A 22627-nucleotide genomic window follows, 5' to 3' on the forward strand; every position below is an offset into this window, starting at 1 on the left:
AGGCTTAAATCTCAAAACTTGATTTATGACCAAGCCTCATTTCAAAGGCATTTCTTAGCGTAGTCGTTACCTTTTCAAAATCGTGTAACTTTTCAGTGTCATTAAAACAGGCCTGTGCGGTGCCATTTGACAGCGTCTTGATGGCCTCGTTTATGTTACTGGACGACAAATTGAAATATACTCCACGCCCTTCCGGGTTCTTAGGATTAAAGTTACCGTGGGCCAGTTGCCAGTACCTGAATAAATACTGCGTTAAACATAATGGCTCTCTGAACCTTTTACTTGATGATTTTTTCAACAACTCCTCTTCGGCCTGCCATATCTCAGTGAATGTACTTTTCAGGAATGGCTGCGGAAGATGCTTACCGTAGAAGCCTTCAAAATAACTTGCACGACGGTTCATAAAATTTTTCAACAGACCTTTTTTATAACGTAAGCTATAGTATTTACGTCTGTTTTCTTTGATTATTGTCTTTTTATTAATATGCGTATTTAAAACACTGACATTAAGAAATTCTGACGACCTCATTATGATCTCGTCTTTATTTTTAGGTGATTGTTTTTTTATGATGAGGAAGTCATTAGGATAGCCATTATCAAAATAAAAATCTTCCCGCAAAGGAGAGGTAATGAACGTATCGTCATTAAATAAAACAAATTTATTACTGAGATCTTTTATCCGATGAAGATTTAGCTCTATCGTATTAGAGTTGAACGTTGGTAAATATTCAGACGGAATAAACTCATCATGAAAGACAATATTTAATTTTTCATGTTCTACATTGATCCATGACGGAATTTGTCCACAGGTAACCAAATGTACTTTTCTTACCCATGGCGCATATTTTTCGACACATCTGAACCAATATTTAAAGATACCCATATCCCTGAACCGCGCAGGGTGGACGGCTCTCTCACCGTGGCTACCTTTTCCTTTGAACTCAGTAAACTTTTCTTGCCAGGCTACATCGGTTGAATCAACCCATAAAACAACAAAATCAATATCACTCATCGTTTTTATCTCAAATAATCATTGCGCTCATAAAATATAACAAGTCCGAAAGGCTATTTTTAACCCCATCAAGGCAAAGGCAAACAAGATGAGCACGGTTAAATTGCCTGACGATGAACCCGCCGGAGCGGTGAGTCGCGCATAAATAATCAGGTAATAAAAGCATCAGCCGGGCACGTTTTCATACCCTTTAAGCCTTTGAGAATAAAGATTCAATATTGATAAGCCCAGGTAATAGAGGGTTTTCCTGGGTTCGAACAGGCTCTGCGATACTTTATCGCGAAAATGATACATGACGGATTCAGATGAAATCAAGGACAGAAGTCATAGAATCGCCCTGTTATCCGGTAATGCAGAATGATTTTTGAAGAAAAAATAAACGATAAGATGATTCTTACACGTCGATATTTCACGATCTGATCAATTTGATTATTGGGGGCGGGATGAACATTGTCTCCACCAGCCCCTCGGGGCGCGGCATCGGGGGCTAACAGTGATTAAATTCAAAGAGTTAATAGCATACGTTCTACATTTTCATAACACGCGGCACGAAATGCACTCGACCGCAAAGACAGCTTATGTTGTGATCGGGGTTCAATAAATCGCTAAACAAGGTATACTCCAGCGGTTTTCTTAGTTGTTTATTGTACTAAACGCTCCCGTGAGAGGATGCTACTGCGCACCTATGACACAATTCGCTTCTCCTGTTCTGCACTCGTTGCTGGATACAGACGCTTATAAGTTGCATATGCAGCAAGCCGTTTTTCACCACTACTATGATGTGCATGTAGCGGCTGAATTTCGTTGCCGTGGTGACGACCTGCTCGGTATTTACGCCGACGCTATTCGCGAGCAGGTGAATGCAATGCAACACCTGCAACTTCAGGAGGACGAGTTCCAGTGGCTCTCCGGCCTGCCCTTCTTTAAAGCTGATTATCTCAACTGGTTACGTGACTTCCGCTATAACCCGGAACAGGTCTGCGTGACTAACGATAACGGGAAGCTAAACATCCGCTTAACCGGTCCGTGGCGCGAAGTCATCATGTGGGAAGTCCCGCTATTGGCGGTGATCAGCGAACTGGTGCACCGTTACCGCTCGCCGGAAATGGGTGTGGCGCAGGCGCTTGATGCGCTGGAAAGTAAACTCGTCGATTTCTCTGCATTAACCGCCGATCTCAATATGTCCCGCTTCCATCTGATGGATTTCGGCACCCGTCGCCGTTTCTCTCGCGAAGTGCAGCAGGCCATCGTCAAACGCCTTCAGCAGGAACCGTGGTTTGTCGGCACCAGTAACTACGATCTCGCCCGTCGGCTGTCGCTTACGCCTATGGGCACACAGGCGCATGAATGGTTCCAGGCGCATCAGCAAATCAGCCCGGATCTGGCGACCAGCCAGCGCGCAGCTCTCGCCGCCTGGCTGAATGAATACCCTAACCAGCTCGGTATCGCGCTGACGGACTGCATCACGATGGACGCTTTCTTACGCGACTTCGGCACCGAATTTGCCACGCGTTATCAGGGCTTACGCCACGATTCTGGCGATCCGGTTGAATGGGGTGAAAAAGCCATCGCCCATTACCAGAAGCTGGGCATTGACCCGCTGAGTAAGACGCTGGTCTTCTCAGATAACCTCGATCTGAAGAAAGCGGTCGATCTCTATCGTCACTTCTCTTCACGCGTGCAGTTGAGCTTTGGTATTGGCACCCGTCTGACCTGCGATATCCCGCAGGTGAAGCCGCTCAATATTGTCATCAAACTGGTGGAATGTAACGGCAAACCGGTCGCCAAATTGTCAGACAGCCCGGGGAAAACAATCTGTCATGACAAAGCTTTTGTGCGTGCATTACGTAAAGCTTTTGACCTTCCTCATATAAAGAAAGCCAGTTAATCATTGTTGGCCGGATAACGCGCTTGCGCCGCTATCCGGTCGACAGAAAGCGCGTCTTATCGCGACTTTGCTTCCCTTTTCATGTTTATTTCCGAAATCTTTCGTTCCAGCTGCGAATTCTGCTTGTCTGATTGCAGATGCCAGGTAACATAGGTATCCCCCCAAGCAGGGGGGACAAGTGTTTATTTTTTCCGACTATTAACAGAGAGAATATTATGAGCGTTGTGCCTGTAGCCGACGTACTCCAGGGCCGCGTAGCCGTTGACAGCGAAGTCACCGTGCGCGGATGGGTGCGTACCCGCCGAGATTCAAAAGCTGGCATCTCCTTCCTCGCCGTTTATGACGGTTCCTGCTTTGATCCTGTACAGGCTGTCATTAATAATTCTCTGCCCAATTACAATGAAGACGTATTGCGCCTGACAACCGGCTGCTCGGTTATCGTCACAGGTAAAGTCGTTGCGTCTCCAGGACAAGGGCAAAGTTTTGAAATTCAGGCCACCACGGTTGAAGTAACCGGTTGGGTTGAAGATCCTGATACCTATCCGATGGCGGCAAAACGCCACAGTATCGAATATCTGCGTGAAGTCGCGCACCTGCGTCCGCGCACCAATATGATTGGCGCAGTCGCGCGCGTGCGCCATACGCTGGCGCAAGCGCTGCACCGTTTCTTTGACGAGCAGGGTTTCTTCTGGGTTTCGACGCCGTTGATTACCGCCTCCGATACCGAAGGCGCGGGTGAAATGTTCCGTGTATCAACATTGGATCTGGAAAACCTGCCGCGTAACGACCAGGGCAAAGTCGATTTTGATAAAGACTTCTTTGGTAAAGAATCTTTCCTGACCGTATCCGGCCAGTTGAACGGCGAAACCTATGCGTGCGCCCTGTCCAAAATCTATACCTTTGGCCCTACATTCCGTGCAGAAAACTCCAACACCAGCCGCCACCTGGCTGAGTTCTGGATGCTGGAGCCGGAAGTCGCCTTTGCCAACCTGAATGACGTAGCTGGCCTTGCCGAAGCGATGCTGAAATACGTCTTCAAAGCCGTACTGGATGAACGCGCGGATGATATGAAATTCTTCGCCGAGCGTGTCGATAAAGATGCGATTTCTCGTCTGGAACGTTTTATTGATGCAGACTTCGCCCAGGTTGATTACACCGATGCGGTCACAATTCTGGAAAACTGCGGTAGGAAATTCGAAAACCCGGTTTACTGGGGTGTGGATCTCTCCTCTGAGCACGAACGCTATCTGGCAGAAGAGCACTTTAAAGCGCCAGTGGTAGTGAAAAACTACCCGAAAGACATTAAAGCGTTTTATATGCGCCTTAACGAAGACGGTAAAACCGTGGCGGCAATGGATGTTCTGGCGCCGGGCATTGGTGAAATCATTGGGGGTTCCCAGCGTGAAGAGCGTCTGGACGTGCTGGATGCCCGTATGGCGGAAATGGGCCTGAATAAAGAAGATTACTGGTGGTATCGCGATCTGCGCCGCTACGGTACTGTTCCGCATTCAGGTTTCGGTCTCGGCTTCGAACGTCTGATCGCTTATGTCACCGGCGTGCAAAACGTTCGTGATGTGATTCCGTTCCCGCGTACTCCACGTAACGCCAGTTTCTGATTTTAGAAGGCCAGCTTTGCTGGCCTTTTCTCTCTCAGAATGTCAAGTTTTATGGATAAGAAGTAAACAAATCTAAAAACAAGCCCCTCAGCTCCCCCTTCCTGTTACCTGATATTTCATTGCAACATCTCAGTACAAAAAATAATCCCTCCGATCATTGCGGATTAGTTTTTCCTCACCTGATAGCATAATTTTTAATCAATCGCACGGCATTCCAGACGTCTGAAAAAAGTTATCAATCACACCCTCGTTCAATCACATTTGCAGTAAGTGCTATGTTTAGAAAAATTAAACATAAGGAAATCATATAAATAGAAATAAAAATGGGAAATGGTGGCTGAAATTGGCCTGAAATTTGAAGTCGTTCACAAAGCGCCAAAAATAAAACATTTAGTTACACATTTTTTCTTTTTGAAACTAATTCTTTATCTTTGTAGCACTTTCACGGTAGCGAAACGGTGGTTTGAATGGAAAGATGCTTGTCAGACACATAAAGACACCAAACTCTCATCAATAGTTCCGTAAATTTTTATTGACAGAATTTATTGGCGGCAGTGGCAGGTGTCATATAAAAACCAATGAGGGTAATAAATAATGATGAAGCGTAATATCCTGGCAGTGGTAATCCCTGCCCTGCTGGCAGCTGGCGCCGCAAACGCAGCCGAAGTGTACAACAAAGACAGCAACAAGCTGGACATCTACGGTAAAGCGGTAGGGCTGCACTACTTCTCTAAAGACAACGGCAAAAACAGCTACGAAGGTGATGGCGACAAGACCTATGCGCGTCTGGGCTTTAAAGGTGAAACCCAGATCAACGATCAACTGACCGGTTATGGCCAGTGGGAATACCAGTTCCAGGGTAACAACTCTGAAGGCTCTGACGCTCAGTCTGGCAACAAAACCCGTCTGGCATTTGCTGGTCTGAAATTCGGCGATGCGGGTTCTCTGGACTACGGTCGTAACTACGGTATCGTTTACGATGCACTGGGCTACACCGATATGCTGCCAGAGTTTGGTGGTGACACCGCATACAGCGACAACTTCTTCGTTGGCCGTGTTGGCGGTGTGGCAACCTACCGTAACTCCAACTTCTTCGGTCTGGTTGACGGCCTGAACTTCGGCGTTCAGTACCTGGGCAAAAACGAGCGTGACAGCGCCAACCGCTCCAACGGCGACGGCTGGGGTGCATCTCTGAGCTATGAATTCGAAGGCTTTGGTATCGTTGGTGCTTACGGTGCCGCTGACCGTACTAACGCTCAGGAAGCTGCATTCTATGGCAACGGTGAAAAAGCTGAGCAGTGGGCTACTGGCCTGAAATATGACGCCAACAATATCTATCTGGCAGCAAACTATGGCGAAACCCGTAACGCTACCCGTTTCACCAACGGCCTTACTAACAATAGCGGCTTCGCCAACAAAACTCAGGACATCCTGTTAGTTGCTCAGTATCAGTTCGACTTCGGTCTGCGTCCGTCCATCGCTTACACCAAGTCCAAAGCCAAAAACGTTGAAGGCGTGGGTAGCGAAGATCTGGTCAACTACGTAGAAGTTGGCGCGACTTACTACTTCAACAAAAACATGTCCACCTATGTTGACTACATCATCAACCAGATTGATTCTGACAACAAACTGGGCGTAGGCTCTGACGACACGGTTGCTGTAGGTATCGTTTACCAGTTCTAATCAGCAGACCTCTTTGTTAAATGCCTAAAAAACAGGACTTCGGTCCTGTTTTTTTATGTCTGCCAGCAAAATCTGGCGTCTTAAAAAAACACTCAGGCTTTTTGTCACTAACAGTTGGCATTTTGTAAATCTGCCGTTAACCTGATTACGGATTTCCCTTCTGTAACCACAATGGAACCTCGTCATGTTTGAGAACATTACCGCCGCCCCTGCCGACCCTATTCTGGGCCTGGCCGATCTGTTTCGTGTCGATGACCGTCCCGGAAAAATTAACCTTGGTATCGGCGTTTATAAAGATGAGACAGGCAAAACGCCGGTGTTAACCAGCGTTAAAAAAGCCGAGCAGTATTTACTGGAAAATGAAACCACCAAAAACTATCTCGGTATTGATGGTATTCCAGAATTCGGCCGTTGCACGCAGGAATTACTGTTTGGCAAAGGTAGCGCGCTGATCAATGACAAACGCGCTCGCACCGCGCAAACGCCAGGCGGTACTGGCGCGCTCCGTGTTGCCGCGGACTTTCTGGCAAAAAATACGGCGGTAAAACGCGTGTGGGTAAGTAATCCAAGCTGGCCAAACCATAAGGGCGTGTTTAATTCCGCCGGTCTGGAAGTGTGCGAATACGCTTATTACGATGCAGAAAACCACGCGCTTGATTTCGATGCCTTGCTGGCAAGCCTCAATAACGCGCAGGCTGGTGACGTCGTTCTGTTCCATGGCTGCTGCCATAACCCAACCGGTATCGATCCGACGCTGGAACAGTGGCAAACGCTGGCTCAGCTTTCTGTCGAAAAAGGCTGGCTGCCGCTGTTTGACTTCGCCTATCAGGGTTTTGCTCGCGGTCTGGAAGAGGACGCGGAAGGTCTGCGTGCGTTCGCAGCACTGCATAAAGAGCTGATCGTCGCCAGTTCCTACTCTAAAAACTTTGGCCTGTATAACGAGCGTGTCGGTGCCTGTACGCTGGTTGCCGCAGATGCGGAAACCGTTGACCGCGCATTCAGCCAGATGAAATCCGCCATTCGCGCCAACTACTCTAACCCTCCGGCACACGGCGCATCCGTTGTAGCGACTATCCTGAGCAACGATGCCCTGCGTGCTATCTGGGAACAGGAACTGACCGATATGCGCCAGCGTATTCAGCGCATGCGTCTGTTGTTCGTCAATACGTTGCAGGAAAAAGGCGCAGATCGCGATTTCAGCTTTATCGCCAAACAGAATGGCATGTTCTCATTCAGCGGCCTGACGAAAGAGCAGGTACTGCGTCTGCGTGAAGAGTTTGGCGTATATGCGGTGGCTTCTGGTCGCGTCAACGTGGCTGGAATGACGCCGGATAACATGGCTCCGCTGTGCGAAGCCATTGTCGCCGTACTGTAAGTATCATAGCGCCAGGTAGTGCCTGGCGCTTACCCGGTCTACAGTGGTTTCCCATTGCAGACCGGACAAGAATTTACCAGACCGGCATTTCATCTTGCAGGAACGGGTTATGCAGTCGCTCATGACCAAGCGTCGACATCGGCCCATGACCCGAAATAAACGTCACATCATCGCCCAACGGCAATAATTTACGCTTGATCGAATCAATCAGCTGAGCGTGATCGCCACGCGGGAAATCGCTGCGCCCAACGCCGCCTTTGAAGATCACGTCACCGGAAATCAGTAGCCGTGAAGACTCATCAAAGAAGACGATATGGCCCGGCGTATGCCCAGGACAATGCAACACCTGTAAAGTCACATTCCCTACGCTAATACGATCTCCCTCATTCAGCCAACGGTCAGGCGTCAGCGGCTGACACTCTTCCAGACCAAACATGCGACTTTGCGCCGGTAAACCCTGTAGCCAGAACTCATCTTCTTTTTCCGGGCCGATCACTGGCACGCCATAATGCTTCGCCAGTTCCGCCGCCGCGCCAACATGATCGAGATGACCGTGCGTAAGCAGGATCTGCATCAACGTCACGCCGCTGGCGTCCACTTCCTGTTTGATGGTCTGTGCGTCGCCGCCGGGATCGACCAGCGCGGCCAGACGGGTTTGCTCACACCAGATCAATGAACAGTTCTGGGAGAATGCGGTGACCGGAATAATACGATAGTTCATACTGCTCCTGTTTCGTTAAGTCTGCGGATCACCAGTGCCGTGCCGGCCCGGTGTCAATATGCACAAAGTTACTGCGTGGGTAGTATCCTACACCACCTGCGCGCATAGATAACGCAGCTTTGCGAATATTACTTAACGAAACGCCTTCAATATGGAAATCCATCGCCTGCCCTTTCGTGTGGTAGCTTTTTTTCGCCACTCCACGACTGTGCGCACGCAGTTCGTTATTGGTATCCAGTGAGCGGTAACCCGAGATGAGCTGTACGGGCTTACGGGTGCCTAAAAGGCCTTGCAGGCGGAAGAGCTGATCGAACAATCCTGGGTCGATGGCTTTCACTTTATTCGCGCGAAAATCACGGAAAAAATGGTTTAGTTTTGCTAATTCATCCTGAATATAGGCTCTTCCGTCGAAAAACTCCGCTTTAATTGACTCTCCGGTATGGAGGTTGTTCAGTGTCAAAATACGCGGACGTGGGGTGGAGAGTGTGGCAAATGCTGGCGTAGGCAAGATGGCAGCGCCGAGAGCAACGCCACCAAACGCCAGCAACTTGCGGCGATTAGCGTCAAATTTGTCCATGATAATCAGGTCTACAGGTAAATGTTTTCGTTAATATGCACTTCTGGCGCACGAGGGGCACCTTAACTGGCAAAAAAGCCGACGTCAAGGTGGCCCATCCCCAGCAACGGCGGGGCTTGCAGCGAATCAGCCCTGCCGATGACCAATATTACGACAACAGATTTATCAGAACTTCTTCATTTACCTGATTAATTGTTCTGCTTTTGACACAATTTGTGCGCTGGATCGCGCAGTCAGATCATAATTGTAAATATCTGTACGATACTGAGTGCGTCCGTCTGCTCCCACAAACGCCGTCAGGTAATACAGATTCACCGGAATATTCTGACGGATGTTGACGTACCGGGTATCACCTTGCTTCAGCGCATCCGAAATCCGCGTATCGTTCCAGCCAGCATCCTGAAGCAGCATATTTGCCAGCTCAGAGGCCTTATTCACACGCACGCAGCCGGAGCTGAGCGCTCGCGTATCTTTCTGGAACAGATTGTGATTCGGCGTATCGTGCAGATAAATCGCGTCTGAACTTGGCATATTAAATTTGTAACGCCCCAGCGAGTTGTGCGCGCCCGGCGCCTGCTGGAAGCGGAACGGCAGGTTCGATGGCGTAATGGTCGACCAGTCCACCTGCCACGGGTTAATCGTCTCTTTGCTGTTCCAGCCGCGCATAACGGTATAACCGTGGCGTTCCAGATACCCCGGATCATTCCAGACTTTGGGCAGAATATCTTTTCGGGCCAGCGTTGGCGGCACATTCCAGGGCGGATTAACCACCACGTTATTAAGCGCGCTGCTCATCATTGGCGTTTTCCGATCGGGGCGGCCAACAATCACCCGGGAAGCCAACACCTGGTTGCCGTTCTGGTAATAAACCAGCGAATAGGCCGGAATATTGACCATAATGCCCGTTGATAATTCTCCTGGCAGTAAACGCAAACGCTGAATATTCAGCGCCAGCACCCCCGCACGTTGCGCAGGCGTCACATTCAGCCATTCGCGCGTCGCCGGGCCGACAGCGCCATCCGCTCCCAGTCCTTGCCAGGTCTGAAAACGTTTCACCGCATCAACAAGCTCACGATCATAAGCCGCACGGACTGCCGGAGCGGGTTGGCTGCGCTGAGTGGATTGCCGGGCGACAGGTTTCACGGCGGCAGGCTCCACTGCGACGGCGGAAGGGCTGACAACCACATCGGCCGCCACGTCATCCCCCGGGAGCGCTATCTTAGGCCCGCCTTCCAGCATACCGGTGCGCTGTAAAATCTCACGCAGCGCAGGCACATCATTGCTCCACTGACCAGGACGCAACGTCGCGGTACTGGTCAACTGCGGCCAGGGGCGAGCGTCGCTAACCAGCTTTTTCAGTGAATCATGCAGCGCGGCGTATTGCGGATGCTGTGGCGCAAGGCTGGCGACAAACGTCGTCAGTTGACCGTTGTCCAGCGCAATCTGCCACTGGTTGATCACCGAAAGCGGCGGTGTTGCCAGCGCATAAGGTTTGTCGCTGTACAGCCAGCGCGTCCCTTTTACGGGAATATTGGCGATGAAATGGAGATAGCCCATCATGGCGTCGGATAAAACAGCATCTCGCGCCAGACCGGTGACTGACGGGTCGGTCAGCAGCGCGACCCAGGTGGTGAATTGCGGCTGGAACCCGGCGATGGCCACTTCCGCCAGCTGCTGCTGAAACGCTTTCACCGCATCGCGATTTTCCCACATTGGTTGCATATCGCGGGCGGCATACAGCAGTTCCAGTTGATTCAGATAAACCGGCGTATAACCAGAAGGAAGTTGCGATTGTAATTCAGCCCGGGCTTTCTCCGCAGAGATCCCCTCCGGCAGCGGCTGAATCCCCGCCATTACCGCTGTCGCAGGCGATTGCGCTTGCGGCTGTGACAACGCGGTAGGCTGTTCGCTGACGGTCGCAGAGCTGTCGCCAGGAATCATTTCAGGCTCATCGGCCTGCACACTGAACAGTGGAGCAAATGTTACGGCCAGGCATAAACTGATTGCCGACAGCCGACGACTACAAATTTTGTTAAGCAACATCCCTTGCCCCCTGTTTCTTTATCATACTTTGAATAGCCAGGTTGCCCGCTCACATTGGGTAAAAACCTGAAAACGCCAATACCTTCTGAAGTATGACGAGCAAGCCTGCTTACTCGTCAGGCTTACCTTCAGTATATAAACATCAAAAAGGTTTTGCCTAACCTAATGTAAAGAAGTTTAAAGAAAAAGCACCTGGTGTAAGGTGCTTTTCAGACTTCTGTTTATCGATTTTATGATGAAAAAAGACGGCGCGAAGGCCGTCTTCATCTTACTTACCCGGCGGCCTGCGACGAAGCATCTTCGGTGCCGGTGCCAGGTAGCGTCTCCGACAGTTGTGGGGCGAAGCCACGCAGTCCGACCACATGAACGTGTTCGGTATTGTGGAAAACCTTACGCACCAGCTTATAGGTGGTGCCTTTCTCAGGGCTGATGTTTTCCGGCGCTGCGATGATAAGCTGCATTTGCAGACGTTCGCACAGTTCGAACAGCGTCGCGATGGAACGCGCATCCAGACGCGCAGCCTCATCAAGGAACAGCAGGCGGCATGGGGAGATATCTTTTCCGCGCAAGCGGCGGCCTTCGTCTTCCCAGCTTTGTACTACCATCACCAGAATGGACATCCCGGTACCAATCGCTTCACCGGTAGACAGCGCGCCGGACTCCGCACGCAGCCAGCCGTCTGAACCACGGTTGACCTCGACTTCCATCTCCAGATAGTTACGGTAATCCAGCAGCTCCTCGCCAATGGTCTGCGGCGTACGCTGCCCCATATCAATCTGCGGATTCAGGCGCTGATACAGCTTCGCCAGCGCTTCAGAGAAGGTCAGGCGGTTGCTGTTAAACAGATCCTGATGCTGCTCATGCTGTTCGGAAAGAACATCCAGCAAGGTCGCATGCGTTTCCCGCACGTTGACGTTGAGACGCACGCTGTTCACCTGACCGAACGAGACGTTTTGCAGCCCCTGGTTCAGCATACGAATACGGTTTTGTTCGCGCTGAATCGTCTTACGAATAATGTTCGCCACGCTGCGCGAGCTGATCGCCAGCTTCTGTTCGCGGGAGGTTAGCTCTTCCGTCAGGCGACTCAACTCAATTTCCATCTGTTCGATGGCCTCAACCGGGTCATCGGTACGGATGATATCCTGGCGAATACGCTCCCGCAGATGCTGGTAAACCGCCACGAAGAACTGGATTTTACGTTCCGGTCGTTTTGGATCTTCCGACATACGTAATACATCACGCAGGTGTTCGTTATCCGCCACCGCCAGACGCAACGCACCCAACGCCTTATCCGACATGGAGCGAAGTTCATCTGCCGACAGATAAGCCAACTCGCGACGATGCAAACGACGCTCTACCCCGTTATCTTTCACCATCCGCATCACCGCGCACCACCCGGCTTTCGCGGTGACTACCTGCTCGCGCATTTCATGATAATCGCGTTCCAGTTTGCGCAGTCTGCGGGTCAGGTTATCCATCTCCGCTTCACAGAAGGTCAGCGCTTTTTCCAGTTGGTTACGACGTGAGCGGTTATTGCTCAGTTGCGTATGCAGTTCGTCACGGCGGATACGCGCGCGCTCTTCCGAACCGCTGTCGGCGCGCACGCCGATATCCTGCAATTCACGTTGCAGGTCGCCCAGCAGCTCTTTCTTGGTGTCATACGAGCTTTTCAGTGAGGCCAGAACCTGATTGTACTGGCTGAGTTGCGCGGCATGACCGCGTAACGCTTCACGGGCACGGGTACGCTCGGCTTCCGCCTGTTCCAGACGCTGACGCAGTTTTTCGTTCAGATCGCTGTTGCCGCTCAGCATTTCGGCCGAGTCGGAATAGCTGAAGTGCGCCCGACGCTGTACGACCTCGGTCAGCGCAAAAGCCTGCTGACGCGCATCCCGCTGCGTTTGCTGGGAGTATGCGTAATCTTCTTTCAGTTGCTCAAACTGTTCGGGATCGTTTTGCAGAACCGAGACGATCGGCTCCAGTTTGGCTAACTGATTACCGTGTTGCTGTATAAAACGCGCCGCTTCCTGCGCATCATCCAGACGTTCCTGAATTTCATCCACGCGGTCAGCCAACGTGTCGTCCGCCAGCAGGTTCAGGCGCGGCAGTAAGCGGTTCAGAGCGGAGACGCCCTCTTTCGCCTGTTCAAACTGAATACGCTGCTGCTGGTTGTCGTTTTCATGCGTAGCCAGCGCGCGTTCCAGTTCAACGCGACGGCCATTCAATTGGCGAATTTCCGCTTCCGGGTCGGCCTCAAACGCGACCGCCAGATGGCTGCCGATAAAACGACTGAACGCCTGATGCAGACGCTGAGTTTTCTGCACGTCGAAGGACAACGTCGCAAAGCGTTCAGACAGCCCTTCGCGCTCAGCATGCAGACTTTCAATACGGTTTTCACGCGCGGCGCGACCAAAGATCGGCACCGTCGGGAAACGGGAATAACGCCACTGACGCTCGGCGGTTTTCACCACCACCGCGTTTTCCAGCTCATCAACGCTGAAGACGCTGTCATCGAACGACTGCGGGTCCCCTTCGATGAAATAGAGATCTTCCGGGCAATCCGTCAGCCCTTCAAGCTGTTCGGCGATCAGCGACAGATCCGGCACCACGATAGCATGACGGGACGGGCCGTACAGCGCGGAGAAGTACGGCGCGTCTTCGAAGCTGACGTCATCATAGATTTCCGACAGCAACACGCCGCCAAAACGCTCCGCCAGCGCGTTCAGACGCGAGTCTTCCGAGCCACCCGGCTGGCTTAAGCGTTCAATCTCTTCATCAACCGCATTCTTACGCGCGCCAACTTCGTCGCGCTCTACAATCGCTTCACGCTCGCGCTCCAGCAACTGTTGCAGATACTCGGTTACATCCTGGCTGGAGGTAAACTCTTCACCGCTCTGTTCGCACAGCTGATTCAGACTGTTTTGCGCCGCCAGCCAGATCGGGGCGCGCTGCATTAAGTGCTGAATGCGGGACTGGAGTTGCTCCTGCTCCTGACGCAGCGTCATACGCTGTTCATGGGCGTTAGAAACGCTATCCGACAGGGCGGCGATGCGGGCTTCTAGCTCCTGGTGCAGCGCTTCCAGCTCATCAATGTCGAAATGTTTGCCCTGACGTTTACAGAATTCCGCCAGCAGGCGTTCAGCTTCCTGCTGTTCGCGCAGACGCTGTTCCAGTTCACTCAGACGCATACGCAGCGGCTGAACCTGCTCCGCCAGGTGACGCTGTTCCACGCCTTCGCGCAGCAGGTCACGCGCCACGCTCCAGGCTTCATTACGCGCCAGCGGGCCATTAATGGCGGCCACCAGCTGATATGCCTGTTCAAACTGACTGTGCGCGGTTTGCGCCACGCTCATTTTCTGTTCCAGCGAAAGCAGTTTTTCCGTTGCTTCCTGCTCTTTCGCCTGGAACGTTTCCAGCCATTCTGCGGCGCTGTCCGCCGTCAGGTCAGGCAGATGACAAAGCGCTTTGGCGCGGTCGAGCGCCTGGATCGCCTGGTTGTACTGAATCGCGCGCGTCTGCTGCACATCCAGCGCCTGCTGATAGTCCGCCAGTTGGCTTTTCAGTTCATCCACTTCCAGCTCGGCGGCTTCCGCACGGGCTTCGTTCTCTTCCTGCATGTCGGCGGCTTCAGCCACCACTTCATTTTGCTCTTCGAGACGAATTTGCAGCTCATCGAGATCCGCTTCGTAGCGCTCGATCTTCTCCTGCTGGCGCAGCGCGGTCTGCACCAGGTTCAGGTGGTCGCTGGCGGCCTGGTAATCCGCTTCCAGATCCCCTTCCGCACCGTTGTGCTCGCCCAGTTCACGCGCCATGTCGACGTGTTTGTACTGTTCCGCCGCCAGTTGCTTACGCGATGTGTACAGCTCGCGACGAAACTCCAGCGCTTTATCCAGATGAACCCGACGTTCGTTGGCGTGGCGCATGTAGTCCGCCGCCACGTAGTTAGTGGCTTCGCTAATCAAATGCTTGAACAGGTCACGATCCGACTGGGTTACGCGGATCGCTTCCAGCGTCATACGGTTTTCACGCAGCGCGGCTTCCATATCCTGGAACGCTTTACGCACGCCGCTATTTTCCGGCAGCAGGTAGTCACGCAGGGAACGGGTAATCGCGCTGGAGATCCCGCCGTACAGCGAGGCTTCAATCAGACGATAGAACTTGCTGCGATCGGACGCAGAACGCAGACGGCGGGCAATGATGCCCAGATCGAACATCAGCGAGTGATAATCGGTGATCGAGTTAAACTGCTTAAACTGCACGCCTTCCATCGCATCGAGCTTCTCTTTCAGCTCCGCGAGGGTCAACACGCGCGCCTGGCGCTCGTTCAGCGTTTCCGTCACCAGCTGCGTCGGCTGCACCGACATCGGCAAGCCCTGAATGGCAAACGGTTTGATATCAACTTTGCGATCGCGTCCGGCGACCTGCTGCAAACGTACGCCCACCACAACACGCTGATGGCGGGAATTGAGGACGTCGAGCATGGAATAACAGACGCCCGCTTTCAGCTTACCGTGCAGGCCTTTATCGCGCGATCCGCTGGTGGCCCCGGCCTCCGTGGTGTTACGGAAATGCAGTAAGGTTAAGTCCGGGATCAGCGCCGTGACGAACGCCGCCATCGTGGTGGATTTACCGGCGCCGTTCCCGCCGGACAGCGTGGTGACCAGCTCATCGAGGTCAAAGGTGCGGGCAAAAAAGCCGTTCCAGTTAATCAGCGTTAGTGAGCGAAATTTACCGCGTTCAATCATTATTCTTCCTCTCCACTGTCCGGCTGATTCTCTTCGGTCTCATCGTTGAGTTGCAGGTGATTTTCAACCGGCATGGCTTCCCCATCGCGGATTAAGCGACGCTGCGCTTCACGCGGATCGTCACCGGTACGCACATCCGCGCCAAAGCGGAACACCGATTCCGTGATGCGGAATTTGCTGCTGTCATGGCCCATAAACCACACCATCCCTAAGCGACGCAGACGGTTTAACGACGAGCGCACCTTCTCCTGTAGTTTCTGACGATCCACGTCAGACCCCGTTGAGCGGTTATTGACCAGTTTCAGCAATTTGGCTTCGTCTGTCAGGGCGAGCAGCTCATCGTACAGTTCCTGCTGGGTAAAAATCCCCTCATTCGCCAACCGCTCCGGGCTGAGATAGAGATAGCAGAGGATTTTACCCACCATCATGTCCAGTTCAGACAAGACGGAGCGCGGGATAATCGTCGTGGAACGCGGGCGCAGGTAGAAAAAACCCTCCGGCGCGCGAATCAGTTCGACGTTATAGCGACTGTAAAACTCTTCCAGATACTCCTGGAAATCCATCAGGAAGGCATGATTATCCAGCTCATCCAGACCGATATGTCTGCCGGAGCGTAATGCGCTATCCAGCGCCGGAAATAACGGGTTTGCCAGCGCCTGCGCCAGCTTAACCGGCATCACTTGTTCAATATTTGTCAATGACATGCGCCTGTACCTTGGCTCCGTAATCATTAATCGGCTGCCATTTGGCTGGCAGTCCGGTGAAGTCTGCTTGCGCTACGCCAAGACGTACCGCCTGATCGATAACAATACGCGCCACGTCGAAGTGACGCGCTCGTGGGTATTGCGCCAGATATTCGCGCACTACCAGGCCGAGATCCAGTGGGGCTTGTCTGGATTTATAGATAGCCAGCTGTTCTTCGATAATCGCCGCCAGTTGTTCGCGGATCTCGTTAAATTCTTCATATTCCAGGTCCGGCGGCAGTTCGCCGGTCACCTCTTCATCGCGCAGCGCCATCTCTTCATCGCGCATATCCAGCAGACGATCGGCGTTGGCATAGGTCAGCGCCCACGGCTCATCAAAATAGCCCTGGATGGACTGGCGCAGTCGCTGGGCAAAGACGCGGTTTTTATCCATATCAATCGCGGTACGGATAAATTTGTGTACGTGTCGGTCATAGCCAATCCACAGGTCGATGGATTGCTGACCCCAGCTAATAATGCGGTCGAGTTTGCTTTGCAGATCGAACACCAGACGATCCACAAAATGCAGGTCGTCATGCGCCATCGTGGCGTCCTGGATGCGTAACAGATTAGCCTGCAATTTATCGCCAGCCGCTTCGAGCGTATCCTGCAACTCACGCAGCGTGCCGGATGTTTCAGAAAGCAGCAGTTCGCAACTCGAAATCGCCGCGCGCCAGTCTTTGTTCAGCAACTGCGCAATGTCGTCTTTTACCTGCTGCTGCTGCTCATCCATGATGCGCTGGGTCAGGTCGATGCTGTCGAAAATTTCCGCGACCGAATATTTCAGCGGCGCATAAACGTTGCGATGCCAGTGAAATTCGTCGCCGCCCTCATCTGCCGCATCCGCCGCCCGCTTCAGTTCACCCGCGACAATGGATAGCTGCATGGAAAGGCGCAACGTGGAAAACTCACGCTGGCGGATGTAGTAATCGGTAATGCCAATCCCGAGCGGCGTCAGGCGATAAATGGCGTTGCCTTCCGCTTGCTCGCTGGTAAAGCGGTTCAGCAGACGTTGACGTACCATATCGTTGATCGCGTTGTTGGCGCGTACGCCGATGGTTTCGCTGGTTTGCTCAAACGCATCACTGACATGGCGGAACGCATCCACCAGTTCGCCTTCACTCATCTCCCCGTCCAGGCGCTCGCCGTTCAGCGTGGCTACCGCCAGCAGGAACGAAAGTCGGTCTACCGGCAGAGAGATGGAAAAGTCATTTTTTCTGGCCCAGGCAACCAGTTCGGGGACTGTCTGGGAAAATTCACTCATAAGTTATCCTTGCATCTGCGGTTTGCGCGCGGTGACATGAATGTAGCGGCCAAGGCTAATATACGGCTCCTGGCGGCAATAACGCGTTTCTAATTCAACTAACATCTCATAGCAGTCACGCTGTTGATGCTTCTCACGCAGATAATCATGAAATACGCGTACGCCGGTCTTACCGGTAATCTGCCAGCCAATATCTTCCAGCCACTGATAAACCTGCTCGGGTTTACGTGGATAGTCTGGCGAAAGCGTACGCTTTTTGCGTTTTGGCATCCCCACCTGCACATAGTCAAAGTTCCCTGCCACCATGTTATGCATCAACAGGCCGTTAGCATTGTAGAACATTAACGACAGTGCTCCGCCGGGGCGCAAAACTGACCAAAGCGTCTCTAACACGCCGACCGGTTCCGCCACCCACTCCAGCACAGCATGAAACAATATCAGATCAGCGGAGGTTTCCAAATGCGAAGCGACATCCTGAACGGCGCATTGTATAAAATGCATGTTTCCGCTCACACCTTTTGCTTCTGCCGCCTGCTGCGCACGCGCGATCATCTCGCCGGACAGATCGCACAATGTAACCTGGTGCCCACGCTCCGCCATTCTGATGGCCGTTTGCCCCTCTCCGCCGCCAGCATCCAGGATGTGCAGTTTTTGCTCGCCGAATTCCGCCAGCAACCGATCAAGATCCTGCCACAGAATCGCCTGTCGCAGCTGTCCTTTGGTGGTTCCGTAGATGTTACGGGAAAACTTTTCAGCAATGTCATCAAAATTGCGGTCCCGCATCGGACTCTCCACAGGCTGGCTCAGGTGTGCTTTTAAAAAGAAGCTATTTTGTCATAGTCGCGGCGATATTTAACCTGTCTGGTGTAATATCCCTGCTGATCCCCTGCTGTATGGTCAAAAAAGGAACCAAAAAGGATGCTTTTTACTCTGAAGAAAGTGACTGGCGGTCTGTTGCTGCCGCTTCCCTTTATGCTGCTCATCATGGGCGTGGGGCTGGCGCTGGTATGGTTTAGCCGCTTTCAGAAAACCGGGAAGGCGTTTATCAGCCTGGGATGGCTGGCAATATTTCTGTTAAGCCTGCAACCTGTTGCTGACCGTTTACTCAAACCGATTGAAGACAGTTACCCCACCTGGCAGGGAACGCAAAAAGTAGACTATATCGTGGTGCTGGGCGGCGGCTACACCTGGAACCCCCAGTGGGCGCCCAGTTCGAATCTGATCAATAACAGCCTCCCACGTCTGAACGAAGGCGTACGCCTCTGGCTGGCCAATCCGGGATCGAAACTGATCTTTACGGGCGCGGCGGCAAAAACCAATCGCGTGAGTACGGCAGAAGCGGGCGCAAGAGTGGCACAATCGCTGGGTGTGCCGCGCAGCGACATCATCACGCTGGATCAGCCAAAAGATACCGAAGAAGAGGCGGAAGCGGTGAAACAGGCCATCGGCGATGCCCCTTTCCTGCTGGTCACTTCCGCCTCCCACTTACCGCGCGCCATGATCTTCTTCCAGCATGTTGGGTTACATCCGCTGCCTGCGCCAGCCAATCAACTGGCGATAGATTCACCGTTAAATCCGTGGGAGCGAGCAATTCCCTCCCCGGTATGGTTGATGCATAGCGATCGCGCCGGTTATGAAACGCTGGGGCGCATCTGGCAGTGGCTGAAAGGCGCGTCAGGCGAGCCAGGGCAGCAGTGATTTTGTCGCGAGGTCAAAGTTGGAGCGGCTAAAACGCCCGGTATTGACCAGTTGCGCGACTTCGTCCCATAACACATAAAGCCAACGCCGCCAGATGAACGATTCCGCCACTGGCGCGTGTTGCAGATAATGCCAGAGCAACCCTTCCGCCAGCGCATTGTCCATCAGCCGAAACAGTTCATACTCTCGTGGCGCCCACAGCATAACGCCAGGCCCCACCATCGCCAGAAGCTGATCGCTGCGGGCGTCTTTCAGCATACTGCGCAGGCTAAAATTGCCGTGGATGAGCACACAATTATCATTAAATCCTTCAAACAGCGCAGGCAGGCACTCCCGGGTACGAAACAGAATGCGTTTATCCTGCATGGTTAACCCGGTGTTGTTGAACTGGTTTAACGTCGTCCATAGCACTTCAACACGCTGGCGATACCAGGACGGCCAGATATTTTCCTGCGTATGATCCACCGCGCCTACGCAACCCCGGCTGTCCTGTCGATGCCAGGCTAACAAACCTTCTACAATCTGATCCTTCAACTGCTCCCAGCGCTCAGGCGTGCGGGCGGGCGCTTCCACAGAGACGCCACGCAGACGCTCCAGCAGCAGGACATCAGGCCCGGGGTGTTCCTCATGCGTCATCACGCCATAGACAACCGGCATGCGTACCGTGCCGCTACGCGCCAGCATGGTCGTTTTCCATGCCAGTTGCTGCGCCACGCCAGGGGTCGTAAAACTTCTCGCCATCAGCGGCATCGGGTTTCCCTGACTGTCGTACAGCGACCACAAGGCCGTATCCGCCTTTTCACTCACGCACTCTATACGGCTGAGTTTTTCGCCCAGCAGATGACTCAGTTCGGCTCGCAGCTGTTCCATTTCAGATTGCCCTCATAAACGCCACTGCTTTTATAATGAGCGCCGTATGGACAGATGTCACCCGGATGAGATCAATTGATGAAAAGAAAAATGAAGGGAAAATCGTAACGATACGACACTCCTCCCATTTGTGAGAGGAGTGCGATAGCGGATATCAGCGCATTTCGGCGCGAACGCGCTCAAGATCTTCGGCTGTATCAACGCCCGTTCCCGGGACTTCTTTGGCGACGGCAACATGGATTTTTTCGCCATACCACAGCACACGAAGCTGCTCCAGCATCTCAATATGCTCAAGTGGGCTGGGCTGCCAGTTCACGTAGCGGCGAATAAACCCGGCGCGATAGCCGTAAATTCCCAGATGGCGCAGGAACGTGTCGCCCACGGTCTCAAGGCTTTTCGCAAAACGATCGCGATCCCAGGGGATCGTCGCACGCGAGAAATAAAGCGCATAGCCTTCAGCGTCCAGCACAACTTTCACTGCATTAGGATTAAAGGCTTCTTCAGCACCGTGAATCGGCGCCGCCAGCGTTGCCATACCAACCTGGCGCTGCGCCAGGTTTTCCGCCACCTGACGAATAATCACCGCCGGGATCATCGGCTCATCGCCCTGCACGTTCACAATAACGGTATCGTCGCTAAAACCGCATTTTTCGACGACTTCCGCCAGACGCTCCGTCCCGGACTGATGGTCAGCGCGCGTCATGCAGACTTCCCCACCCGCCGCTTCTACCGCGCGAGCGACATCTTCATGGTCCGTCGCGACAATAATGCGTTCAGCGCCAGATTCGCGCGCGCGTTCCAGAACATGCACGATCATCGGTTTGCCGTTGATATCCAGTAAAGGCTTACCGGGTAGACGCGTGGACGAAAAACGAGCGGGAATAATGACCACAAAACTCATGATTTACTCTCATCAGCAGTAATGGAACGCGCTTCCGTTTCCAGCAATACCGGAATGCCATCGCGCAATGGGAAAGCCAGGTTATCCAGTTTGCAAATCAGTTCTTGTTTTTCCTGGTTATACCAGAGTTTGCCGTTGCATACCGGGCAGGCAATGATTTCAAGTAGACGATGATCCATAGTTCCTCCAGATGGACCGGATTGTGAATCCATCAATATTAACATAATCGTTTATGAGACCGCGTCTATTTCCCAGCCATGACGATTTTCTGCAAACAAGGCGGATGGGCAGTTCCCTAGCGTGACGCGGCTGGCCTGTTGCCAGCGAGCGAACGCATTAATCGCCTGTAACAACCCTTTTTGCAGCGTCGGGCCCGGTTTAACCCCCTCCTGCAACCAGAGCGAGATGACTTCCAGCACGCCCGTTTTGCGATGCATTTTGGCATCCATACGCCCAACTAACTGCCCCCGATGCAGCAGCGGCAAAACAAAATAGCCGTACTGGCGTTTAGGCGCCGGGGTATAGCACTCCAGGCGGTAGCTAAAATCGAACAACTGCTCTGCCCGTTTCCGGTCCCAGACGACGGGATCAAAAGGGGATAAAACCGCGCTATGCGTAGCGGTGAGCTTATTGTTCAGCGCCTGCTCCAGTAGCGGCAACAGATCGGCGTGTAGCCACATTGCCCCCAGCCTGTCGGCCTGAACGGGAACCAGTTGCCCTTGTTCAACACGGATATCACGCCACGTTTTCACTTCAGGTCGCCGCAGGCGATAGTAATCCGCCAGCCACTGCTCGCGAAAAATCCCCAGACTGCGCGCGCTATTATCCAGCATGGCGATTTCTGCTTCTGCCTGCGACAGTAAATCGCGTTTATCGTCCCAGTGCGGCATCACGCGTTGCGTCAGGTCATACACGCGCTGAAAGTTGCGCCGTTCTACAACCATGACTTTCCCGGCAGTGAACAATCCTTCAAGATGGCGCTTATGCGGCTTCCATTCCCACCATCCACTGGCACCTTTGCGTGGATGCGCAAAATCCGCTGAGCGCACAGGGCCGTTATGGTGAATATGCTGGATCAACTGCGCGATCTCATCGGCATGTTCCTGCATCCACGATGCTTTGTACTTCCAGCCCATCTTCTCAGGTGCCAGCATACGGTGACGAATTAGCGTAAAGTCGCTACGCGGTAAGAAACAGGCCTCATGCGCCCAGTATTCCATGAGTTCGCCACGCGACAACGAGTCGTCCAGCCACTGTTGCGGGTAGTGGCCCAGACGGCTAAACAGCACCAGATAGGGGCTGCGCGCCACAACGTTGACCGTATCGATTTGCAATAAAGACATGCGCGAAATCGTCGCGAGAATATCCGCAGGCAATGCCTGACGGCGGGGCTTTTTCAGCAAACCTTGCGCAGCAAGATGGAGATGACGAACATCCGTAAGAGAGAGATGCGGCAACGACATGTATAACTCCGGGAATCGTTCGCTGCCGCCA

Annotated in this window: 17 protein-coding genes; 5 read left to right on the top strand and 12 right to left on the bottom strand. The window is 52.9% G+C overall.

Annotated elements, in window-relative coordinates; all coding sequences use genetic code 11:
* Nucleotides 1-4 precede the first annotated feature (4 nt).
* Entirely contained in the window at nt 5-1012 is a 1008-nt protein-coding gene (locus CKO_RS09040; protein ID WP_012132987.1) for a Stealth CR1 domain-containing protein, read from the bottom strand.
* Between the two features lie 685 nt (nt 1013-1697).
* Here CKO_RS09040 and pncB point away from each other — a divergent pair.
* The 4 genes from pncB (at nt 1698) to aspC (ending at nt 7574) form a co-directional block, all read left to right on the top strand.
* A complete protein-coding gene (pncB, locus tag CKO_RS09045) occupies nt 1698-2900 on the top strand; it encodes a nicotinate phosphoribosyltransferase (RefSeq protein WP_012132990.1) in 1203 nt (400 codons plus the stop codon).
* Between the two features lie 215 nt (nt 2901-3115).
* Nucleotides 3116-4516, top strand: coding sequence for an asparagine--tRNA ligase (gene asnS / locus CKO_RS09050; protein ID WP_024130475.1), 1401 nt, complete (start codon nt 3116-3118; stop codon nt 4514-4516).
* A 594-nt stretch (nt 4517-5110) separates the two neighbouring features.
* Nucleotides 5111-6199, top strand: a complete 1089-nt coding sequence (gene ompF / locus CKO_RS09060) for a porin OmpF (protein ID WP_012132994.1) — start codon at nt 5111-5113, stop codon at nt 6197-6199.
* 184 nt (nt 6200-6383) lie between these two features.
* Nucleotides 6384-7574 (top strand): aspartate transaminase, encoded by a 1191-nt coding sequence (gene aspC / locus CKO_RS09065; RefSeq protein WP_012132996.1) that lies wholly within the window; start codon nt 6384-6386, stop codon nt 7572-7574.
* A gap of 73 nt (nt 7575-7647) precedes the next feature.
* On the opposite strand, the gene CKO_RS09070 is transcribed toward aspC, so the two are convergent.
* The 7 genes from CKO_RS09070 to cmoM all read right to left on the bottom strand — a co-directional run bounded on the left by CKO_RS09070 (nt 7648) and on the right by cmoM (nt 18447).
* Entirely contained in the window at nt 7648-8295 is a 648-nt protein-coding gene (locus CKO_RS09070; RefSeq protein WP_012132997.1) for an MBL fold metallo-hydrolase, read from the bottom strand.
* 28 nt (nt 8296-8323) lie between these two features.
* On the bottom strand, nt 8324-8872 hold the full coding sequence (gene mepK / locus CKO_RS09075) for a peptidoglycan L,D-endopeptidase MepK (protein WP_012132998.1): 549 nt from the start codon (nt 8870-8872) through the stop codon (nt 8324-8326).
* Between the two features lie 180 nt (nt 8873-9052).
* Nucleotides 9053-10915, bottom strand: a complete 1863-nt coding sequence (gene ldtD, locus CKO_RS09080) for a L,D-transpeptidase (protein WP_012132999.1) — start codon at nt 10913-10915, stop codon at nt 9053-9055.
* Between the two features lie 272 nt (nt 10916-11187).
* Complete coding sequence (gene mukB / locus CKO_RS09085; RefSeq protein ID WP_012133000.1) at nt 11188-15657, bottom strand: chromosome partition protein MukB; 4470 nt, start codon at nt 15655-15657, stop codon at nt 11188-11190.
* On the bottom strand, nt 15657-16361 hold the full coding sequence (gene mukE / locus CKO_RS09090) for a chromosome partition protein MukE (protein WP_024130476.1): 705 nt from the start codon (nt 16359-16361) through the stop codon (nt 15657-15659). The genes mukB and mukE overlap by 1 nt, the downstream gene beginning before the upstream one ends.
* Nucleotides 16342-17664, bottom strand: a complete 1323-nt coding sequence (gene mukF / locus CKO_RS09095) for a chromosome partition protein MukF (protein WP_012133002.1) — start codon at nt 17662-17664, stop codon at nt 16342-16344. The genes mukE and mukF overlap by 20 nt, the downstream gene beginning before the upstream one ends.
* A gap of 3 nt (nt 17665-17667) precedes the next feature.
* A complete protein-coding gene (gene cmoM / locus CKO_RS09100; protein ID WP_012133003.1) occupies nt 17668-18447 on the bottom strand; it encodes a tRNA uridine 5-oxyacetic acid(34) methyltransferase CmoM in 780 nt (259 codons plus the stop codon).
* 135 nt (nt 18448-18582) lie between these two features.
* On the opposite strand from cmoM, the gene elyC reads away from it, so the two are divergent.
* Nucleotides 18583-19362 carry an envelope biogenesis factor ElyC gene (gene elyC, locus CKO_RS09105; RefSeq protein WP_012133005.1) on the top strand — a complete coding sequence of 260 codons (780 nt, stop codon included), beginning with the start codon at nt 18583-18585 and terminating at the stop codon, nt 19360-19362.
* Here the strand turns inward: elyC and CKO_RS09110 are convergent.
* The 4 genes from CKO_RS09110 to CKO_RS09125 form a co-directional block, all read right to left on the bottom strand.
* Nucleotides 19339-20232, bottom strand: a complete 894-nt coding sequence (locus CKO_RS09110; RefSeq protein ID WP_012133006.1) for a YcbJ family phosphotransferase — start codon at nt 20230-20232, stop codon at nt 19339-19341. The genes elyC and CKO_RS09110 overlap by 24 nt on opposite strands.
* Nucleotides 20233-20386: 154 nt before the next feature.
* The gene (gene kdsB, locus CKO_RS09115) at nt 20387-21133 is read right to left on the bottom strand and encodes a 3-deoxy-manno-octulosonate cytidylyltransferase (RefSeq protein ID WP_012133008.1); all 747 of its coding nucleotides are present in this window, start codon (nt 21131-21133) and stop codon (nt 20387-20389) included.
* Complete coding sequence (ycaR, locus tag CKO_RS09120; RefSeq protein WP_012133009.1) at nt 21130-21312, bottom strand: protein YcaR; 183 nt, start codon at nt 21310-21312, stop codon at nt 21130-21132. Before ycaR ends, kdsB begins: the two co-directional genes overlap by 4 nt.
* 51 nt (nt 21313-21363) lie before the next feature.
* Nucleotides 21364-22596 carry a winged helix-turn-helix domain-containing protein gene (locus CKO_RS09125; protein WP_012133010.1) on the bottom strand — a complete coding sequence of 411 codons (1233 nt, stop codon included), beginning with the start codon at nt 22594-22596 and terminating at the stop codon, nt 21364-21366.
* Nucleotides 22597-22627: the final 31 nt, after the last annotated feature.

This window comes from Citrobacter koseri ATCC BAA-895, from assembly GCF_000018045.1.
Classification (GTDB): Bacteria; Pseudomonadota; Gammaproteobacteria; order Enterobacterales; family Enterobacteriaceae; genus Citrobacter_B; species Citrobacter_B koseri.

What these genes read in the sequence shown, in the direction of transcription:
- CKO_RS09040 (WP_012132987.1), bottom strand. Translation starts at nt 1,012, where the DNA reads ATGAGTGATATTGATTTTGTTGTTTTATGGGTTGATTCAACCGATGTA.
- pncB (WP_012132990.1), top strand. Translation starts at nt 1,698, where the DNA reads ATGACACAATTCGCTTCTCCTGTTCTGCACTCGTTGCTGGATACAGAC.
- asnS (WP_024130475.1), top strand. Translation starts at nt 3,116, where the DNA reads ATGAGCGTTGTGCCTGTAGCCGACGTACTCCAGGGCCGCGTAGCCGTT.
- ompF (WP_012132994.1), top strand. Translation starts at nt 5,111, where the DNA reads ATGATGAAGCGTAATATCCTGGCAGTGGTAATCCCTGCCCTGCTGGCA.
- aspC (WP_012132996.1), top strand. Translation starts at nt 6,384, where the DNA reads ATGTTTGAGAACATTACCGCCGCCCCTGCCGACCCTATTCTGGGCCTG.
- CKO_RS09070 (WP_012132997.1), bottom strand. Translation starts at nt 8,295, where the DNA reads ATGAACTATCGTATTATTCCGGTCACCGCATTCTCCCAGAACTGTTCA.
- mepK (WP_012132998.1), bottom strand. Translation starts at nt 8,872, where the DNA reads ATGGACAAATTTGACGCTAATCGCCGCAAGTTGCTGGCGTTTGGTGGC.
- ldtD (WP_012132999.1), bottom strand. Translation starts at nt 10,915, where the DNA reads ATGTTGCTTAACAAAATTTGTAGTCGTCGGCTGTCGGCAATCAGTTTA.
- mukB (WP_012133000.1), bottom strand. Translation starts at nt 15,657, where the DNA reads ATGATTGAACGCGGTAAATTTCGCTCACTAACGCTGATTAACTGGAAC.
- mukE (WP_024130476.1), bottom strand. Translation starts at nt 16,361, where the DNA reads ATGTCATTGACAAATATTGAACAAGTGATGCCGGTTAAGCTGGCGCAG.
- mukF (WP_012133002.1), bottom strand. Translation starts at nt 17,664, where the DNA reads ATGAGTGAATTTTCCCAGACAGTCCCCGAACTGGTTGCCTGGGCCAGA.
- cmoM (WP_012133003.1), bottom strand. Translation starts at nt 18,447, where the DNA reads ATGCGGGACCGCAATTTTGATGACATTGCTGAAAAGTTTTCCCGTAAC.
- elyC (WP_012133005.1), top strand. Translation starts at nt 18,583, where the DNA reads ATGCTTTTTACTCTGAAGAAAGTGACTGGCGGTCTGTTGCTGCCGCTT.
- CKO_RS09110 (WP_012133006.1), bottom strand. Translation starts at nt 20,232, where the DNA reads ATGGAACAGCTGCGAGCCGAACTGAGTCATCTGCTGGGCGAAAAACTC.
- kdsB (WP_012133008.1), bottom strand. Translation starts at nt 21,133, where the DNA reads ATGAGTTTTGTGGTCATTATTCCCGCTCGTTTTTCGTCCACGCGTCTA.
- ycaR (WP_012133009.1), bottom strand. Translation starts at nt 21,312, where the DNA reads ATGGATCATCGTCTACTTGAAATCATTGCCTGCCCGGTATGCAACGGC.
- CKO_RS09125 (WP_012133010.1), bottom strand. Translation starts at nt 22,596, where the DNA reads ATGTCGTTGCCGCATCTCTCTCTTACGGATGTTCGTCATCTCCATCTT.